General features: G+C 65.7%; 13 protein-coding genes. 6 read left to right on the top strand and 7 right to left on the bottom strand.

Going from position 1 to position 16,161, the window contains the following annotated elements:
* Positions 1 to 94: 94 nt before the first annotated feature.
* Positions 95 to 724 carry a DNA-3-methyladenine glycosylase gene (locus tag GXB81_RS04270; RefSeq protein ID WP_167049176.1) on the bottom strand — a complete coding sequence of 210 codons (630 nt, stop codon included), beginning with the start codon at positions 722 to 724 and terminating at the stop codon, positions 95 to 97.
* A 368-nt stretch (positions 725 to 1,092) separates the two neighbouring features.
* Here GXB81_RS04270 and GXB81_RS04265 point away from each other — a divergent pair, with 368 nt between their 5' ends.
* Positions 1,093 to 1,464, top strand: coding sequence for a BON domain-containing protein (locus GXB81_RS04265; RefSeq protein ID WP_167049174.1), 372 nt, complete (start codon positions 1,093 to 1,095; stop codon positions 1,462 to 1,464).
* A gap of 463 nt (positions 1,465 to 1,927) precedes the next feature.
* The gene (locus GXB81_RS04260) at positions 1,928 to 3,010 is read left to right on the top strand and encodes an ionic transporter y4hA (RefSeq protein WP_167049171.1); all 1,083 of its coding nucleotides are present in this window, start codon (positions 1,928 to 1,930) and stop codon (positions 3,008 to 3,010) included.
* 167 nt (positions 3,011 to 3,177) lie between these two features.
* On the opposite strand, the gene GXB81_RS04255 is transcribed toward GXB81_RS04260, so the two are convergent.
* From GXB81_RS04255 to GXB81_RS04245, 3 genes are read right to left on the bottom strand one after another with little or no spacing between them, the layout of a single operon-like run.
* Complete coding sequence (locus tag GXB81_RS04255; protein WP_205988466.1) at positions 3,178 to 4,497, bottom strand: cytochrome c; 1,320 nt, start codon at positions 4,495 to 4,497, stop codon at positions 3,178 to 3,180.
* Between the two features lie 16 nt (positions 4,498 to 4,513).
* Positions 4,514 to 6,766, bottom strand: a complete 2,253-nt coding sequence (locus GXB81_RS04250; RefSeq protein WP_205988465.1) for a xanthine dehydrogenase family protein molybdopterin-binding subunit — start codon at positions 6,764 to 6,766, stop codon at positions 4,514 to 4,516.
* Between the two features lies 1 nt (position 6,767).
* Positions 6,768 to 7,223, bottom strand: coding sequence for a (2Fe-2S)-binding protein (locus GXB81_RS04245; RefSeq protein WP_167283043.1), 456 nt, complete (start codon positions 7,221 to 7,223; stop codon positions 6,768 to 6,770).
* A 521-nt stretch (positions 7,224 to 7,744) separates the two neighbouring features.
* Here GXB81_RS04245 and GXB81_RS04240 point away from each other — a divergent pair.
* Complete coding sequence (locus tag GXB81_RS04240; RefSeq protein WP_205988514.1) at positions 7,745 to 8,143, top strand: hypothetical protein; 399 nt, start codon at positions 7,745 to 7,747, stop codon at positions 8,141 to 8,143.
* Between the two features lie 545 nt (positions 8,144 to 8,688).
* Here GXB81_RS04240 and GXB81_RS04235 read toward each other — a convergent pair.
* Together GXB81_RS04235 and GXB81_RS04230 are read right to left on the bottom strand one after the other, a co-directional pair.
* Positions 8,689 to 9,654: a peptidoglycan DD-metalloendopeptidase family protein gene (locus GXB81_RS04235; RefSeq protein WP_205988464.1), complete on the bottom strand. Its 966-nt coding sequence runs from the start codon at positions 9,652 to 9,654 to the stop codon at positions 8,689 to 8,691.
* Between the two features lie 689 nt (positions 9,655 to 10,343).
* Entirely contained in the window at positions 10,344 to 11,522 is a 1,179-nt protein-coding gene (locus tag GXB81_RS04230) for a porin (protein WP_205988463.1), read from the bottom strand.
* 591 nt (positions 11,523 to 12,113) lie between these two features.
* Between GXB81_RS04230 and GXB81_RS04225 the strand changes: the two genes are divergently transcribed.
* Both GXB81_RS04225 and GXB81_RS04220 read left to right on the top strand, forming a co-directional pair.
* The gene (locus GXB81_RS04225) at positions 12,114 to 13,223 is read left to right on the top strand and encodes an OpgC domain-containing protein (protein WP_167283049.1); all 1,110 of its coding nucleotides are present in this window, start codon (positions 12,114 to 12,116) and stop codon (positions 13,221 to 13,223) included.
* A 116-nt stretch (positions 13,224 to 13,339) separates the two neighbouring features.
* Positions 13,340 to 14,230: an alpha/beta hydrolase-fold protein gene (locus GXB81_RS04220; protein ID WP_205988462.1), complete on the top strand. Its 891-nt coding sequence runs from the start codon at positions 13,340 to 13,342 to the stop codon at positions 14,228 to 14,230.
* An 81-nt stretch (positions 14,231 to 14,311) separates the two neighbouring features.
* Here the strand turns inward: GXB81_RS04220 and GXB81_RS04215 are convergent, their stop codons facing one another.
* Positions 14,312 to 15,406 (bottom strand): AI-2E family transporter, encoded by a 1,095-nt coding sequence (locus tag GXB81_RS04215; protein WP_167049155.1) that lies wholly within the window; start codon positions 15,404 to 15,406, stop codon positions 14,312 to 14,314.
* A 337-nt stretch (positions 15,407 to 15,743) separates the two neighbouring features.
* Here GXB81_RS04215 and GXB81_RS04210 point away from each other — a divergent pair, with 337 nt between their 5' ends.
* A complete protein-coding gene (locus tag GXB81_RS04210; RefSeq protein WP_167049255.1) occupies positions 15,744 to 16,031 on the top strand; it encodes a DUF3331 domain-containing protein in 288 nt (95 codons plus the stop codon).
* Positions 16,032 to 16,161: the final 130 nt, after the last annotated feature.

Raw genomic sequence — 16,161 nt, 5'->3', positions numbered from 1 at the left:
CGTCTGATGTTTCCGCAATACGTCTGATCTGAGGAAGTTTTGCCGGCGCGCGCCGCCTGATCGGCCGGAACCGGTGCCCGCGCGTCCGGTAATTTCATGCGCCCGAATGCGGGATCAACAGCAACTTGCGCGGACCGCTAACGAACGCGCTGCCCGGTTCGAAAAACCGCAGCGGCCGATGCATCTCGCGCGACAGTCCGATGCGCGTCGTCACGCCGATCGGCGCGTCGCCGCTCTCCATCACACCGATCCACAACCCTCGCCCCGTGCAGAGATCGCGGCCGTCGAACGCCTGGCCGATGCCGAGTGCCGTCGTCAGCCGGCCGGGTCCGCGCGCGAGATCGCGCAGCGGCACGCCGGGGCGGCGCGCTTCCATCAGCGGGAGTCCTTCGAGCGGCTCGATCGCGCGCAGCAAGATGCCAGCGCCGACCTCCTCGGCCTCGGCGGACATGTTGAGCATGTAGGAGACACCATAGGTCAGCCGCACATACGCATGGCCGCGCGCGAGAAACATCGAACCGTTGTACGGACGGCGGCCGATAAACGCATGACTCGTCGAATCGCCGAGCGGGTACGCCTCGGTCTCGACGATGCGGCCGCTCATACGCCCCTCGGGCAGGTCGTGCACGAGATATTTGCCGACCATGAAGCGCGCGAGTTCGACCGTGTCGACGGGCAGATCGTCGCGGCGCAGCGGCCGGATCGGAAGAGGCGCGGTTCGCATGGATGCCGTCGTCCTGAAACGTGTCGCGAGGAGCTTGCAGCATGGGGGAAAACCGCCCGCAGGTCCAACGCCCCGCCGCCATGGCGGCGCGCCGCCCGGCCGATCCGTTGTGTCAAAGCCTCATTTTCTCGGCCCATCGGGGCCGCACGAGGTCAACATGGCACTAATTGTTGTATTGTGTGCCTTCGGGCTGGCATCCAGCCTGTTCGGGCCCGTGCGCCGCGCGGGCTGCCCAGCCCGGCCATCCGGCTCAAAGCATTTGCGCGGCGGCCGTACCCGTTCCATCCGGATCGAATCCCGCTGTACCCATTGGTGTGACCGGTGTCCCCATTCGGGAACGATGTACCTACGACAACAGGAGAACTCGCATGAAAGCATTTCCGGCAATGAAGGTGATCGGCGGCGCGCTGGTCGTTCTGGCCTCCCTCAATGCATACGCGCAAAACAACGACGCAGCGGCCTCGGCGGCAGCACCCGCGGCAGCAGCGGCCTCGGCGCCGACCGCCAAGCAGACCCGCCAGGCTAACCGCGCGATGCAGCGCAAGATCCGTGCGGCGCTCGCGCACACCAAGGGCCTGACGGTCAGCAACATCACCGTGCGCGCACGCGGTGGCGACATCACGCTGGCCGGCTCGGTGCCCGAGGCAGCGCAGGTCGATCTCGCGACGACGGCCGCGAAGAGCGTGGCAGGCGTGACGTCGGTGCGCAACGCGCTGACGATCCGCGCAATCGGCCAGTAAGAGAAGTCGCCGTAGAGGTAGACAAACACGCCGGCGCCGATGTCCGAACCGCATCGACGCCGGCCTGCTGTTTGTCGCGGGCCCGGCACGCCGTTCGCGGCAGCCTTGCCGGCTAAGGTTAATATCCGCCCCGCCCGTTCCAGCCGTTTTCGAGTCCAGCGGTGCGCTTCGACGGTGCGTCCGCCATCCTGTTTGCAACGCCCGGCGCATGCTGTAACGCACGAGCAGTCCTTCCACGGCACAATGATTTCCCACTGGGCGGCACCCTGCGTCCATGGCTGCGCCGCGTCCGCTCCATTGCGCGCTCAGCCGTGCGACCATGCTCGGCCCAGGCAACACGATCCCTTATAATTTAATGGCTTGAAGCGCTTTATTAAGATATTGCTTCAGCTTTGCCGAGCACAGTGAAAATCCGGCGATGCCGCTTCGCCCCGTCATCCACCCGCGTCAAAAGGAAGCCCGAATGACCTCACCCACGACCGTTTTACCGCGCTGGACCGTTGTCGTGCCATTCGTCGGCTGGATCGTGCTCGGCGCCGCCTATGCGCTTCCCGGCAATGCGCTGCTGCTCTCGCTGGTCGGCGTGGCGCTGTGCGCGGCGGTGTTCGCCGCCGTGCACCATGCGGAAGTGGTCGCGCATCGCGTCGGCGAACCGTTCGGCACGCTCGTGCTCGCCGTTGCCGTCACCGTGATCGAAGTCGCGCTGATCGTCTCGGTCATGCTCACGTCCGGTCCCGAAAAAGCAGGACTTGCGCGCGACACCGTGTTCGCGGCCGTGATGATCGTCTGCAACGGGATCGTCGGACTGTGTCTGCTGGTGGGCGGCATTCGCCATCTCGAACAGGACTTCCAGAGCCGCGGCGCGGCGGCCGCGCTCGCGGTGCTCGCGTCGCTGTCGGTGCTGACGCTCGTCATGCCGAACTTCACGACCACGAGCGCGGGTCCGGTCCTGTCGCCGTCGCAACTGGCGTTCGCGGGCGCTTCGTCGCTCGTGCTGTATGGCGTGTTCGTGTTCGTGCAGACCGTGCGCCATCGCGATTACTTCCTCGCCGGCGTGCCCGACGAAGACGTTCACGCCGAGCCGCCGAGCGCGCGCCTCGCGGCGATCAGCGGCGCGCTGCTGGTCGTGAGCCTCGTCGCCGTGGTGCTGCTCGCGAAGGTGTTGTCGCCGGTCGTCGAATCCGCGGTGCTCAACGCGGGCGCGCCGCCGGCCGTGGTCGGGATCGTGATCGCAGCGCTGGTGCTGTTGCCCGAAGGGCTTGCAGCGCTGCGCGCGGCGCGCGGCGATCGCCTGCAGACCAGTCTGAACCTCGCGCTCGGCTCGGCACTCGCGAGCATCGGCCTGACCATTCCGACCGTGGCCGGCGTGTTCCTGTACATCGGCCAGCCTATCGTGCTCGGCATCAACGGCAAGGAAATGGTACTGCTCGCGCTCACGCTCGTGGTCGGCACGCTGACGCTCAGCACCGGACGCACGACGATCCTGCAAGGCGCCGTGCATCTGTCGCTGTTCGCGGCGTATCTGTTTCTGTCGTTCGCGCCTTGATCGGTGCGGGGTGCGCCGTGGCGTGCGCTGCGGGGTGCACCGTGCGGTGCATCAGGCACGTTGCGCCCGTCGAGTGCGCCAGCGGCGCCACGCGCGCCATGAGTCGGGAGCGGGCGGCATGTGAAGCGGCCCGCCTCACCTGACCGCCACGTCCCTCACTCTGGCGATCAGCGCGCCGCCTGCGTCGACTTGCGCAGCTTCGCGACCTCGGCCGCGCCCACTGCCGGTGCACCGTTGTTCCAGCCCGCGCGCACGAAGCTCAGGACGTCGGCGATCTGCTGGTCGCTCAGCACCGCCGCGAAACTGGGCATCGGGAACGGCGACGGCACGCCGTCGATCACCAGATCGCCGGTACCGTTCAACGTTACGTTGATGAGCGACGACGCGTCCTTCGCGAGCACGTTCGGATTGCCCGCGAGCGGCGCGAGCATCGGCGCGAAGCCCTGTCCGTCGACGCCGTGGCAGTGCATGCAATATGCCGTATAGACGCGCGCGCCGGCATCGTTGGCGGGACGATCGAGCGATACTTTGGTCGCTTGGGCATCGTACGTATAAGGCGGCGCGCCGCTGCCGCCCGCCGGCGGCAACGACTTCAGATACGTCGAAACCGCCGCGATGTCGGTGTCGGTCATGCCTTGCGTGCTGTTGTTGATTACGCTCGTCATCGCGCCGAACGCCGTCGCATGGCGATTCGCACCGGTCTTCAGAAAGGTGCGCAGATCCTCGTCGCTCCAGCGCCCGAGCCCCTCGTTGTGCTCGCCGGTCAGGTTCGACGCGAACCAGCCGTCGAGCAGCGCGCCGCTCAGGAAGCCGCTGCCGCTTTCGTCGAGCGCGCTCTCCTGGAACGCGACGCCGCGCGGCGTATGGCAGGAGCCGCAATGCCCGAGCCCCTGCACGAGATACGCGCCGCGATTCCACGCTACGTCCTTGCCCGGCTTGTCGCGATAGGCGCTCTTTTCCAGAAACACCATGTTCCAGAGCTTCAGCGGCCAGCGCATGTTCAACGGCCACTTGATGTCTGGCTCCCGGTTCGCCTGTTGCACCGGTGCGACGCCGTGCATGAAGAACGCGTAAAGCGCCTTCGCGTCGTCGTCGTTGACCTTCGCATAGGACGGATACGGCATCGCCGGATACAGGTTGTGGCCGTCCTGCGCGACGCCTTCGCGCAGTGCTCGCACGAAGTCGCCTTCCGTGTAGCCACCGATGCCGGTCTGCGCGTCGGGCGTGATGTTGGTGGTGTAGATGCGGCCCATCGGCGTGTTCATCGGCAGACCGCCCGCGAACGGCTTGCCCTTCGGCGCCGTGTGACAGGCCGCGCAATCGCCGAGCTGCGCGAGATAGGCGCCGCGCAGCACGAGCGCCTGATCGGCCGATGACGTAGCTGCCATTGACGTTACCGCCGCCGTTGCCGCATTGGCCGGCACCTGCGCGAGCAACGGCAACGCGACGCACAACGCCGCGCCAAGACCCTTCAAAGTGATTTTCATGTCGGGCTCCTTGGCGTCACGCGCTTTGCAGTTGACGGCCCACCGGCAACTGCCGCAGCCGCTTGCCGGTGGCCGCGTAGATCGCATTGGCCAGCGCGGGCGCGAGCGCCGCCGTGCCCGGCTCGCCGATGCCGCCGGGCGCCTCGCCGCTCTTCACGATATGCACGTCGATTGGCGGTGTCTCGTTGATGCGCAGCATCCGGTAGTCGGTGAAGTTGTTCTGCTCGACGCGGCCGTCCTTGATCGTGATCTCGCTATAAAGCGCCGCCGTGATGCCGAAGATGATGCCGCCCTGCACCTGCGCCTCGATCGTGTTCGGATTGACGACCATGCCGCAATCGACCGCACACGTGATGCGCTTGACGGACACCTCGCCCTGGTCGACGGCGACGTCGACGACGATCGAGAAGAAGCTGCCGAACGCATGCATGACCGAGACGCCGCGCCCCTGCCCTTGTGGCAGCGCGCTGCCCCAGTTCGCGGCCTGCGCGGCGGTATCGAGCACGTTCAGCGCGCGCGGCGATTTGCCGAGCAGGCTGCGCCGGTACTGCACCGGATCGATCTTCGCGTGCGCGGCGAGTTCGTCGATGAAGCTCTCCACCACGAACGTGCCGCGCGTCGGCCCGACGCCGCGCCAGAACGCAGTGGGCACCGCGTGCGGTTCCTCGCGCACGTAATCGACGAGCTGGTTCGGCAGGTCGTACGGCAGATCGGCGGCAACTTCCACCGCGTCGGGATCGAGCCCGTTCCTGAACGCGGGCGGCGCGAAGCGCGCCATGATCGACGAGCCGGCAATGCGATGCTGCCACGCGACCGGCTTGCCGTTCGCATCGAGTCCGGCCGAGATCGTGTCGTAGTAGTACGGCCGGTACATGTCGTGCTGGATGTCTTCCTCGCGAGTCCACAGCACCTTCACGGGCGCCGACACCTGTTTGGCGACCTTGACCGCCTGCGTGACCATATCGGTTTCGAGCCGCCGGCCGAAGCCGCCGCCGATCAGATGGTTGTGCACGATGATCCTGTCGGCGGGCAAACCGGTGACGGCCACCGCCGCATCGACGACGCGCGTCGGCACCTGCGAGCCGAGCCAGATTTCGCACGCATCGGCGCGCACGTGGACCGTGCAGTTGACCGGCTCCATCGTCGCGTGCGCGAGAAACGGCTGCTGGTAGACCGCATCGACGCGCGACTTCGCATCGCCGAACGCGCGGCCCACGTCGCCTTCCTTGCGCGCGACCGCGCCGCTGCGTTGCGAGGCCGCCGCGAGATCGTCGACGATCGTCTTCATCGACACCTGTGCGCCCGCGCCCTCGTTCCATTTGATGTCGAGCGCCTGCACGCCGCGCTTGGCAGCCCATGTGTGGTCGCCGATCACCGCCACCGCGTTGTCGACCTTGATGATCTCGCGCACGCCGGGGATCGTCTTCGCATGCGTATCGTCGACGCTCGCGAGCGTGCCGCCGAACACCGGGCAATTCGCGATCGCCGCGTAGACCATGCCGGGCAGGCGCACGTCGAGCCCGAACAGCGCGGTGCCGTCCACTTTCTCGGGCGAATCGAGCCGCTTCGCGGGCGTGCCGATCAGCCTGAAATCCTTCGGCTCCTTGAGCGGCACGTTCTGCGGAACCGGCAGCGCGGACGCGGCCTGCGCAAGCTGACCATAGCTCGCGCTGCGCTTGCTGGCCGCGTGAATCACATGGCCCGCCTGCGCGTGGCAACTGGCCGGATCGACCTGCCATTGCCGCGCGGCCGCGTTGACGAGCATCACGCGCGCGGTCGCGCCCGCGCGGCGCATCGGCTCCCACGCGAAACGGATCGACGTGGAGCCGCCCGTGAGCTGGCCGCCGAGCAGCGGGTCGCCGAAGAGCTTTTCGTTGGGCGGCGCGTGATCGAGCGTGACCGCGTCGAGCGGCACTTCGAGTTCTTCGGCGATCAGCATCGGAATCGACGTATAGACGCCCTGGCCCATCTCGACCTTCGGCATCACGAGCGTGACCTTGCCCGCGGTGTCGATCTGGATGAACGCGTTCGGCGCGAACACGCCGCTTTGCGGCGCCTCGTTCGCGTCGCCGCCGATCACGCTCTTGCCGGTCTTCTGATCCTGGCTCGAAGCCGGCATGCTGAAGCCGAGTAGCAGACCGCCGCCGGCCGCGGCGCCGACCGTCACGCCGAATTTGAGGAAGCTGCGCCGCGAGATGCCGCGCGCGGGCTGCGTATCGTCGTTCGACGGCTGCGCGCCGTTCTGTGCATCGAGCAATCCCTGGGACATGTCAGGCTCCCTTCGCGGCATGCTTGATCGCCGCGCGGATGCGGTTGTAGGTCCCGCAGCGGCAGATGTTGCCGGCCATCGCGGCGTCGATGTCGGCGTCGCTCGGGTTGGGATTGCTCGCGAGCAGCGAGGCGGCCGACATCACCTGCCCCGACTGACAGTAGCCGCATTGCACGACGTCGAGTTCGCGCCAGGCCTCCTGCACTTTCTGTCCTGCCGGCGTGCCGCCAACCGCTTCGATCGTGACGACCTTGCGCTCGCCGACGGCGGCCGCCGGGAACACGCACGAGCGCACCGCAACGCCGTCGAGATGCACGGTGCATGCGCCGCATTGAGCGATGCCGCAACCGAACTTGGTGCCGGTCAGGCCAACGAGATCGCGCAAGACCCACAGCAGGGGCATGTCAGGGGGTGCGTCGACGGTATGGGTTTGGCCGTTGATATTGAACGTTGTCATGCGCGGCTCCGGTGGAATTTATAGTGTGGGATTCAGGCTGTTTATTCAGGCTGCTTATTCATACTGTTTAGACAGCGGCACCGCATCGGAACGCAAAGACTCGCCGCGTTTGTTCGACACGCCGGGCTAATCACGCGATGCTGGTCGGTCCTGATGAAGCATGTGCCGCTAACAGTCCGGCTGATTGTAGTCGTGAGAAACGAAGTTTGCTTCGCAGGTGTGCAGCGCGCCTCGTGCGCAAGTATCGCGCATCAATTCCGAGACGTATCTCGATATAGGCTGCGATACATGTCCCGATGCCTATATCGAAGCCCATGCCGATGCTTGTCCCGATGCCTGTCTCGAAGCCCATGCCGAGGCACGGACCCACGCCCGGCAACGGGATGCAATCAATGCGTTACCATCGACGCATCTACCTGCTAGCGTTAGAGCGGGAAGCGGCGCGCGGTATCGTGACGCCGCCCGTGATGCGTATTGCGACGCGCTATTGCGTCGAGCCAACCGATCCGAAGGAGCCGCCGATGAACGACCCGCAATGCACTCAATTCCTCGCGGACATTCGCAAGCCGCTGCTTGCGCTGCACAAGGCGATTCTCGATCACGAGCGCGCGGCGTACGAAAAAGAATTCGGCCCGGTGACGCCGGCGGCGTTTCTGCAGGTGCTCATCAACGGCTCGGGGGTTCGCTGGCTCACGCCGCTTTCGACGGTGATCGCGAGCGTCGACGAAATTCTCGACGACGAGGAAGCCGATGCGGGCGACCGCCTTGCGGCCGCGGAAGCCGTGGTCGGCCTGTTCTCGCCCGATCAGCCGAACAATGCGTTTCTGCCGCGTTATCTGCCGTTGTTGCAGGCCGATCCGGCGATCCTGCATTACCACGGCCAGGTGGCGCAATTGCTGCGCGGCGTGCAGGCGAAGTAGGTGCGGCTGCGGCCGTGTGATTGCCGGGTTGTTCCCGGCAGCGTATCGGACGGGAGTCGTGTGTTTGAGGCACGCGTTTGACGGGTTTGATCGGCGCGTTGCTTTGCCCGTTGCTTCACCTGTCGATTCGCGCGATGGTGCGTGATCGCGAATGACCTGATGACGAACGCACGGCCGGCTCCTGTATTTCCTCACCGTTGCAGGAGCGGCGTCGGGTCGTGAATACGTGTTTCATTCGCCGCATGACGGTTGCACGCGAATGATGTCTGGGTGGCGAATAGCCTGGATTGCCTTCTATCTCCGGCACAAATACACCTTGCTCGAAGGCATTCCTCGTTCGATTCGCAAGAATGCGGGCGCGCGCCACCACGGTTCGCTCGATCAAACGCTTTCGTGCCTGCGCCGTGCAAGGAAATTACCTGGCTTTGCTGACTAAAACCAGGGTGAGCTTTTGCGGGAAGCGTTCGAAGCCGGTTGCGGCGAGCGGCTAACAGGCTTTCGCCATGTCTGGCATAGCGAAAGCCGATACAACAACAGACTCGACGCTAACCGCGCGCCTGCGGCAGATACGGCAACGGATCGACCGGCTTGCCGTCGTGGCGCACCTCGAAACCCACCGACACCCGCGAGTTGCTTTCGTCGCCCATTTCGGCAATCTGCTGTCCCTTGCGCACGACGTCGCCCATCTTGACCAGCAGCTTGCGGTTATGCGAGTACGCCGTCAGAAAGTCCTTGTTGTGCTGCACGATGATGAGACTGCCGTAGCCGTTCAGTCCCGTGCCCGCATACATGACCTTGCCGTCGGCGGCAGCGCGCACCGGGTCGCCGGGCTTGCCGCCGATTTCGATACCGCGCGTTTCGCCCGGCTGGAACGCTTCGACGACGCTGCCCGACGCAGGCCATGCGAGCGTCACGCTGCTCGCGTGCCGGCGCGTCTCCTGCGTGACTTCGCGGACCTCGGCGGCATCGGGAACCGGCGCTGCGGACTGCGCTAGCGCCTGAGCAGAGGCTTGCGCCGAAGCCTGCGCCGACGTTTGCGGCAGCGCCGCCCCCGCCGACGCCACACCCGCCGCGGACCTCGCAGCCGCCGCATTAGCCTGCTTCACCGCCCCCACCGTTTCCGGCGACGCGACATGCAGCACCTGCCCCGGCCTCAACCGCGACGACGGCTTCATGCCATTCCACGCCTGCAACTGCCTGACGCTCACATGATGATGCTGCGCGATGCGCGCGAGCGTGTCGCCATGCTTGACGCGATAAACGAGCGGCGGCGCTTTTTTCAGCGACGTGCTCTGGTTGGCGTCGATGGTCAGCGCCGCAGACGCCGCGCCATCGGCCGCCACGCCCGTTACCGCCGTATTCGCCGCCGGCACGCCGGAGGCGGCCGTCGCACCCGACGCCGCGCCGTTCTGCGCGTTCTGCTGCCCGACGTTCGCACAACCGCTGACTGCCAGCGCGACCCACACGCCGGCGAGACTGGCCAGTCTCGTTCTGTCGAAACGTTTTTTCATCCTGTTCGACTCCTGCCTTGTTCATGGACGGACCGGATGTCGCCATGCCGCAGCGCTGCGCGCGATCTCGTGCCGCGCGGCCTCATCTGCGGCACGGCGAGACCGCCTCGTACGGCGTTCATCCCATGCCCGGCCGGCCCGTTCCAATCGCTGCCGAAGGCCGGTCATGTCCGGACTCCAGACATCAAAACCGCGCAACTCCAGCGAAACAGATCGGATCGGGACCGGATTGCCGATCAAAATTCCGGCGAAATTGTAAAGTGACTTTTAACGAAAACGCCCCGCTTCGAACACTCTGATACAACCGTTACCAGCCGGATTCCCGCCCATGGCCTGCCGATTCGGCGGAAGCGGATAGCCGACGCGGCTGGAAGCGGAAACGCCGCCGTCCGGTGAGCGATTCGCGTTTATTTAACATTTGTCATATCGGCAGGCATGCCCGGAACTTGAATTGCCGGGCATCGCGGCTGCGGACCGGGGTGAAATACGCGCCGTTAAAAGAGCGGACCCGCGCCCGGTCCAGGGATAGAAATAAGGAATAAGGAGATAAAGACAAGACAGAAATAGAGATTTCGCTGCGCCTGCTCGCCGCAAACAAAACCGCCAGGCTCCGGCAACCTCGCGCCCTGGCGGAAAAGGCAAAAGAAAAAACCGCGTTACACCAACCAATAACGCGCAGCGTGAAAACGCTAGAACTTATGCCGGATAGCCGCGCGCACGACGACCTGCTTCGACGTCGACGAGGGCGACTGCGTGCCCGGAATAAACGCGTAGTCGAGAATCGACAGCGTGGAGTCGCCCGTCAGTTGCTGATACTCGCCCTGCAGATAAACGTCAGTGCGCTTGGACAGGTTGTAATCCGCCATCAGCCCGAACGTATGGATGCGCGGCTTCACGCCGCCGTTCGACGCGTCGTAGGTTTCCATCGTGTAGACGTACTGCGCGCCGACGAACAGCATCGGCGAAATCTGATACTTGCCGTTCACCTCGAAGTTCTGATATTTGAGCGAGTTCAGCAGCACGCCCGGCGGCGTCACGGGAACCAGCGGCACGAGCGGCGCGATGCCGAGATAGCCGTTGCCGGTCGGACCGAGATAGTTCGAGTTGCTGTAGACGAAGCCGGCCGTCGCCGGGCCGAACGTATAGGTCATGCCGCCGCCGAACACGCGCATGCGCGTCGCGACGAAACCGGCGTCGTTGGCGGTGATCGCGCCGTTCGAGCCGTTGCCCGGGTTGTCGGCCTGCAGATACGCCGCCGCGACGAGCAGGCCGCCATACGCGTACTGCCCGCCGAAACTGTAGGCGCGATTGTTCGCGAAGCCGGTGTCGTTGCTGAAGCTGTAGGTGCCGCCGAACTGGAAGCCGCCAATCGACGGGCTCGTGTACTTGACCGTGTTGTCGAGGCGGAACGTGTTGTCGGTGTTGTCGTTGTCGTACGGGTGCGAGAACAGCTCGCCGGCCCAACTGCCGTTGGCCGTGGTCTGCGCCAGATAGTCGACGACCGAATCGTACTGACGGCCGAACGTCAACGTGCCGTACGGCACCGAACTCAGGCCGACGAACGCCTGGCGGCCAAACAGGCGGCCGCCCTGTTCGAGCCGTCCGGAATTCAGGTCGAAGCCGTTTTCAAGCTGGAAGATTGCCTTGAGACCGCCGCCCAGTTCCTCGAAACCCCTGAGGCCCCAGCGGCTGCCCTGCGCCAGCCCGCTCGCCAGTTCGTAGACATGGCCGCGGCCGGCATTGTTGGTGTAGTTGATGCCTTCGTCGATCACGCCATAGAGCGTGACGCTGGTTTGCGCGCGCGCAGGCACGACGAAAGCGGCGGACGCAGCAATGGAGACAGCCAGCGCGAACACTTGCCTGTTCATGATGATCTCCCTGCACTTCGAGTAACAGGACAACTCGATCCGGTCGCTTTGTTCTTGATTGATGCTTGTTCTCGATGCCCCGGGCAGTTCTGCCGACTGCTCCGTTCACCTGCGCGTTCCGGAAATCGTCACACGACGGCGGCTGGCCGTCCATGAGAGGAAGCGCCGATGATCGAGAATGTTGCTAATTCTCCACTCGGTGCGCTTGCCCCTTTTTTCGTCAGCGGGGTTCGGGTAAGCGACGGCGCGCGTGGCGCGTGAGCACGGCGAAGATGAGTCGCCGATAAGGGGCCGCCGATGCGGTAATCCGCATGGCGCCGTACCGTTCCCAACAGCTTTGTCACAGAAAGAAATATAATCGGGCGCCTTTGCTGCGACGCAGCGGAACTCCGCGCCGCACCGGGGGTCAGGTTTACAGTCCGTTGACACGGCGCTCCGCCGCCGGTCGAGCGCGGCAACGCGGGGCGCGGACTGGGCGCATGAAGAGCGCAGCCCGCCGCGACACCCCACCCCATACTAAAAACGCCGTGTGAGACACCCGCCCCGCTGGATCAGCGTGGCCGTCTCACGGGGCTGCTTTTGACGCAAACAATGCAACAATCCTCGTCCCGTCTGATCGAACTCGACTTTTTCCGCGGACTCGTGCTGCTGATCATCGTCGTCGATCATATTGGCGGCAGCATTCTGTCGCGCGTCACGCTGCATGCGTATGCGCTGTGCGATGCCGCCGAAGTGTTCGTGTTCCTCGGCGGCTTCGCGACCGCCACGGCCTATGCCGCACTCGCCGAGCGGCGCAGCGAAACGATCGCGCGCGGCCGCTTCCTGCGGCGCTCGTTCGAGATCTACCGCGCGTTTCTCGTCACCGCCGGGCTCATGCTGCTCGTGAGCGCGGTGCTCACCGCATTCAGCATCGACGGGCCGAATCTCGCCACCACCGACCTCGACGACCTCATCGACACCCCGCTCGCCGCGCTGCGCGACATCCTGCTGCTGCGCCGCCAGCCATATCTCGCCTCGGTGCTGCCGATGTATGCGTTCTTCGCGCTGCTCGTACCGGCCATCCTGCCGCTCGCGCGCCGCCAGCCGTGGCTGCTGCTCGCCGGCAGCGTCGCGCTGTGGGCCGGCGCCCCGGCGATCGGCCAATACCTGCCCTCGGCACCCGACATGCACTGGGACTTCAACCCGTTCGCGTGGCAGCTGATGTTCGTGCTCGGCGTGCTCGCGCGCTGCCAGCCGGTTTATCAGCGCGTAAGCGCGCACCGGCTCGGCTGGCTCGTCAGCCTGTGCGCGCTCGCGGTGGTCGCGGGCGCCGCCTACTACAAGCTCGTTCTCGAGCATGCGCCGCTGCCCGGCAGCCTCAAGCAGAACCTGTCCTACCTGCGCGCCGGCAACTTCCTCGCGATCGCGTGGCTCACCGCGAATCTGATCCAGCTCGGCTGGGCGAAAAAGCTCGCCCGCCGGCTGCCGTGGATCGGCCTGATCGGACGTCAGGGCTTGCTGTGCTTTATCGCCGGCGCGGTGATTTCGCTCGTGATCGACTCGGTGCTGTATGCCGCCACCGACGGCTATCTGAACTATCCGCTCGGCCTGCTCGCCGATGCGGCGGCCGTCGGCGCGCTGTTCGCGGTCGGGCTTGGCGTCGAGCCGCTCAAGCGCTATGTCGGCCGGCTCGTCGCGACGCGGCTCGGCACGTCGTCCTGAGCGCGCCAGCCGCGTCGGACGTAGATCGACACGCCTCGCATCCGCCTCAAATCCGGTACCAATGCTGATAGCATGACGGCCGGCGCGCGAACCGCGCGCCGGTCTCCCACCCTGACATGCGTCGACTCTTTAGCCTCGCTCTCGTTGTGCTTTCCGTCGCTGTCGGCACGCCGGCGTTCGCGAGCATGGTCGCGAACCGCAGCTTCCATTCGAATACGCTCGGCCGCGACTGGAACTACACGATCTATCTGCCTGGCGTCTATCGCTCGGACGGCCCGCGCCTGCCGGTGCTCTACCTGCTGCACGGCAATAACGGCGACGCCAACGACTGGCTCACCCAAGGCCATCTGCAAGGCACGGCCGACACGCTGATCGAGCGCAAGGACATCCCGCCCGTCGTGATCGTGATGCCGCAAGGCGGCACGGACTGGTACGTCGACCGCAAGGAAAAGATGGAGACCGCGTTCTTCGACGATCTGCTGCCCGAGATCGAAACGCACTACGCGGTCGCGACGCAGCGTAGCGGCCGGATGATCGGCGGCGTCTCGATGGGCGGCTTCGGCGCGCTGCGCTACGCGCTCACGCAGCCGGAGCTGTTCTGCGGCGCGCTGCTGCTGAGCCCCGCAATCTATGCCAACGAGCCGCCGCGCGCGTCGGCGGCGCGGCGCGTCGGCGTGTTCGGCGAGCGGCAGTTCGATCCGCGCATCTGGCACGAGCTCAACTATCCGGCGCAGTGGGACCGCTATATGAGCCGGCCGTACCGCCTGCCGATGTTCATCGCATCCGGCGACGACGACCTCGACATCCAAGCCGACGCCTCGGTGCTGTACACCCATCTGCGGCTCGCGGGCAATCCGGCGGCGCTGCGCATCATCGACGGCGGGCATACGTGGGACGTATGGAGCGCGCTGCTGCCCGCCGCGCTCAAATACACGCTCGGCTGCGTGAGCGTGAAACCGCCGCCGGTCGAGCGTCCGCTCGATCACCCATCGACGCATCGGCCTTGAGCCGCGCGCCGGCGCGGCGCGAACAGCGGACCGCGCGCCGGGCCGTCCGGTTCGCGGGCAGCCCGGCGCGCAAAACACGCGCTACTGCACGAGATCGGTCCACAGCACCATCAGCACCGTCATCAGCGCGGGGCCGATGAAAATGCCGAGCAGCCCGAACGTCTCCGCCCCGCCGAGGATGCCGAACAGCACGAGCAGGAACGGCAGGCGCGTCGAGTTGCCGATCAGCACCGGCCGCACGAAATGCTCGGCGACGAACACGACGATCGAGCCGAATACGGCGAGCCCGATCGCGCCGGCAACCGAGCCTTGCGCAAGCAGCCACAGCGCCGCGAGGCCGAACGTGATCGGCGCGCAGAACGGCAGCATCGCGGCGATCGCCGTGACGAAGCCGAGCAGCGCCGCATGCGGCAGGCCGGTCACGAAATAGGCGACGCCGAGCAGCAGGCCCTCGCCGAGCCCCACCACGACCAGCCCCGCCACCGTGCCGCGCACGGCGGTCGCCATGTGCTGGACGAGGTTCGCGCCGCTCTCGCCGAAACCGCGCCGCACGGCCTTCAGCAGCGAGCCCGACAGACGCGGCCCCGCCTGGACAATCACGAACAGCGTAACGAGCGTGAAGCCGAACACCATCGCCGCATGCACGGCGCGCGCGCCGAAATGGCGGCCGAGCGTCATCACCGTGCCGCTGTGCAGCCCCTTGATCGCGGCGGAATCGCGCAGCGGCTGCGCGAGATTGGCCTGCCACCACGCGGCGATCTGCTGCGCGCCGAACGGCAGGCGCTCGACGAAACCCGGCAGCGCGATGCCGCGCTCCTGGACGCCGCGGAACCAGTCGCTCAGTTCGCGCGCCTCGTGCAGCGCCTGGGCGACGCCGAGCCCGACCGGCAGCAGCACGAGCAGCGCGATCACGACGGTAAATACGGCGGCGAGCAGCGTCATGCGCCCCTTGAACCAGCGGCTGCCCGCCACCCGGTGCAGCAGCGGCCACAGCGCGATCGCGACGACGCCCGCCCACGCGACCGCCACGATGAAATCGCGCACGACCCACAGCGCGAGCAGCACGAGCCCGCTATACAGCACGAGCGAGGCGGCCTTCTGTTTTTTCAGACGCTCCGGAGTGGGCGACGACGCATCGGGAGCAGGAGGAGGTACTGCGGGTGGCCTTGAAATCATGTGAACTCTGGTTTTCCTGAGGGGGTGCGCGCGAGCCGACCTGAAAATTTCAAACCCGCTAAACTGGCGGCTCGGTCCCCCATCGACCCTCACATCTTAAAGGAAGCGCCGGCGCTCCTTGCGGGTGGCCGCATCGTCGCATTGACGGCAATACAGCGTTGCAAAAATTCACACTATTAAAAAATTACATAAAAAAGCATCCAACGTCCGTCATTTCAACCAATCGTACGACTGGCTTACGATTATTTCTGTTTAGAGAACAGAGTTTCAACCGCGGCACAATGGCTCTTGGGCGCGCGCCAGTCTACATTCGGCACTCCACAATACGGAGCCGATGATGACCGTAGAGTCCATCCTTCTTGACGCTACCAATGGCGTGCGCATCGAAATTCTCGAGAGCTCCGACACGACGCTGGTCATCCGCTGGGTTGAGCCTGGACGCTGCCACTATGGCGAGCAACGCTGGCGGCGCAGGTCGGCGCATACCTCGGGGACTTGCGCGGTGTCGCATCGCAAGATTCGCCGCGGCGACGCGGTATTCAAGCCCGCCGAGCGGCCGGCACCGTCGAATGCGGCCGCGATGATCTGCGCCGAAATCCTCGAACCGATTCTCGAAGCCGCCTGACGACCGGGCCGGCGCGGCGGCCGTGCGGCTTTTGTGCCGCTTGTGACGCTTGCGCGGCTAGTGCCGCTTTTTGCCGCCTGTGCCGATACATGCCCGTTGCGGTTTGGCGCGAGCGCCGGGGTGCGCTCGA

The sequence above is a fragment of the Paraburkholderia sp. Ac-20336 genome, assembly GCF_017105025.1.
Classification (GTDB): domain Bacteria; phylum Pseudomonadota; class Gammaproteobacteria; order Burkholderiales; family Burkholderiaceae; genus Paraburkholderia.
This window is presented reverse-complemented; position numbering and strand designations above follow the sequence as displayed.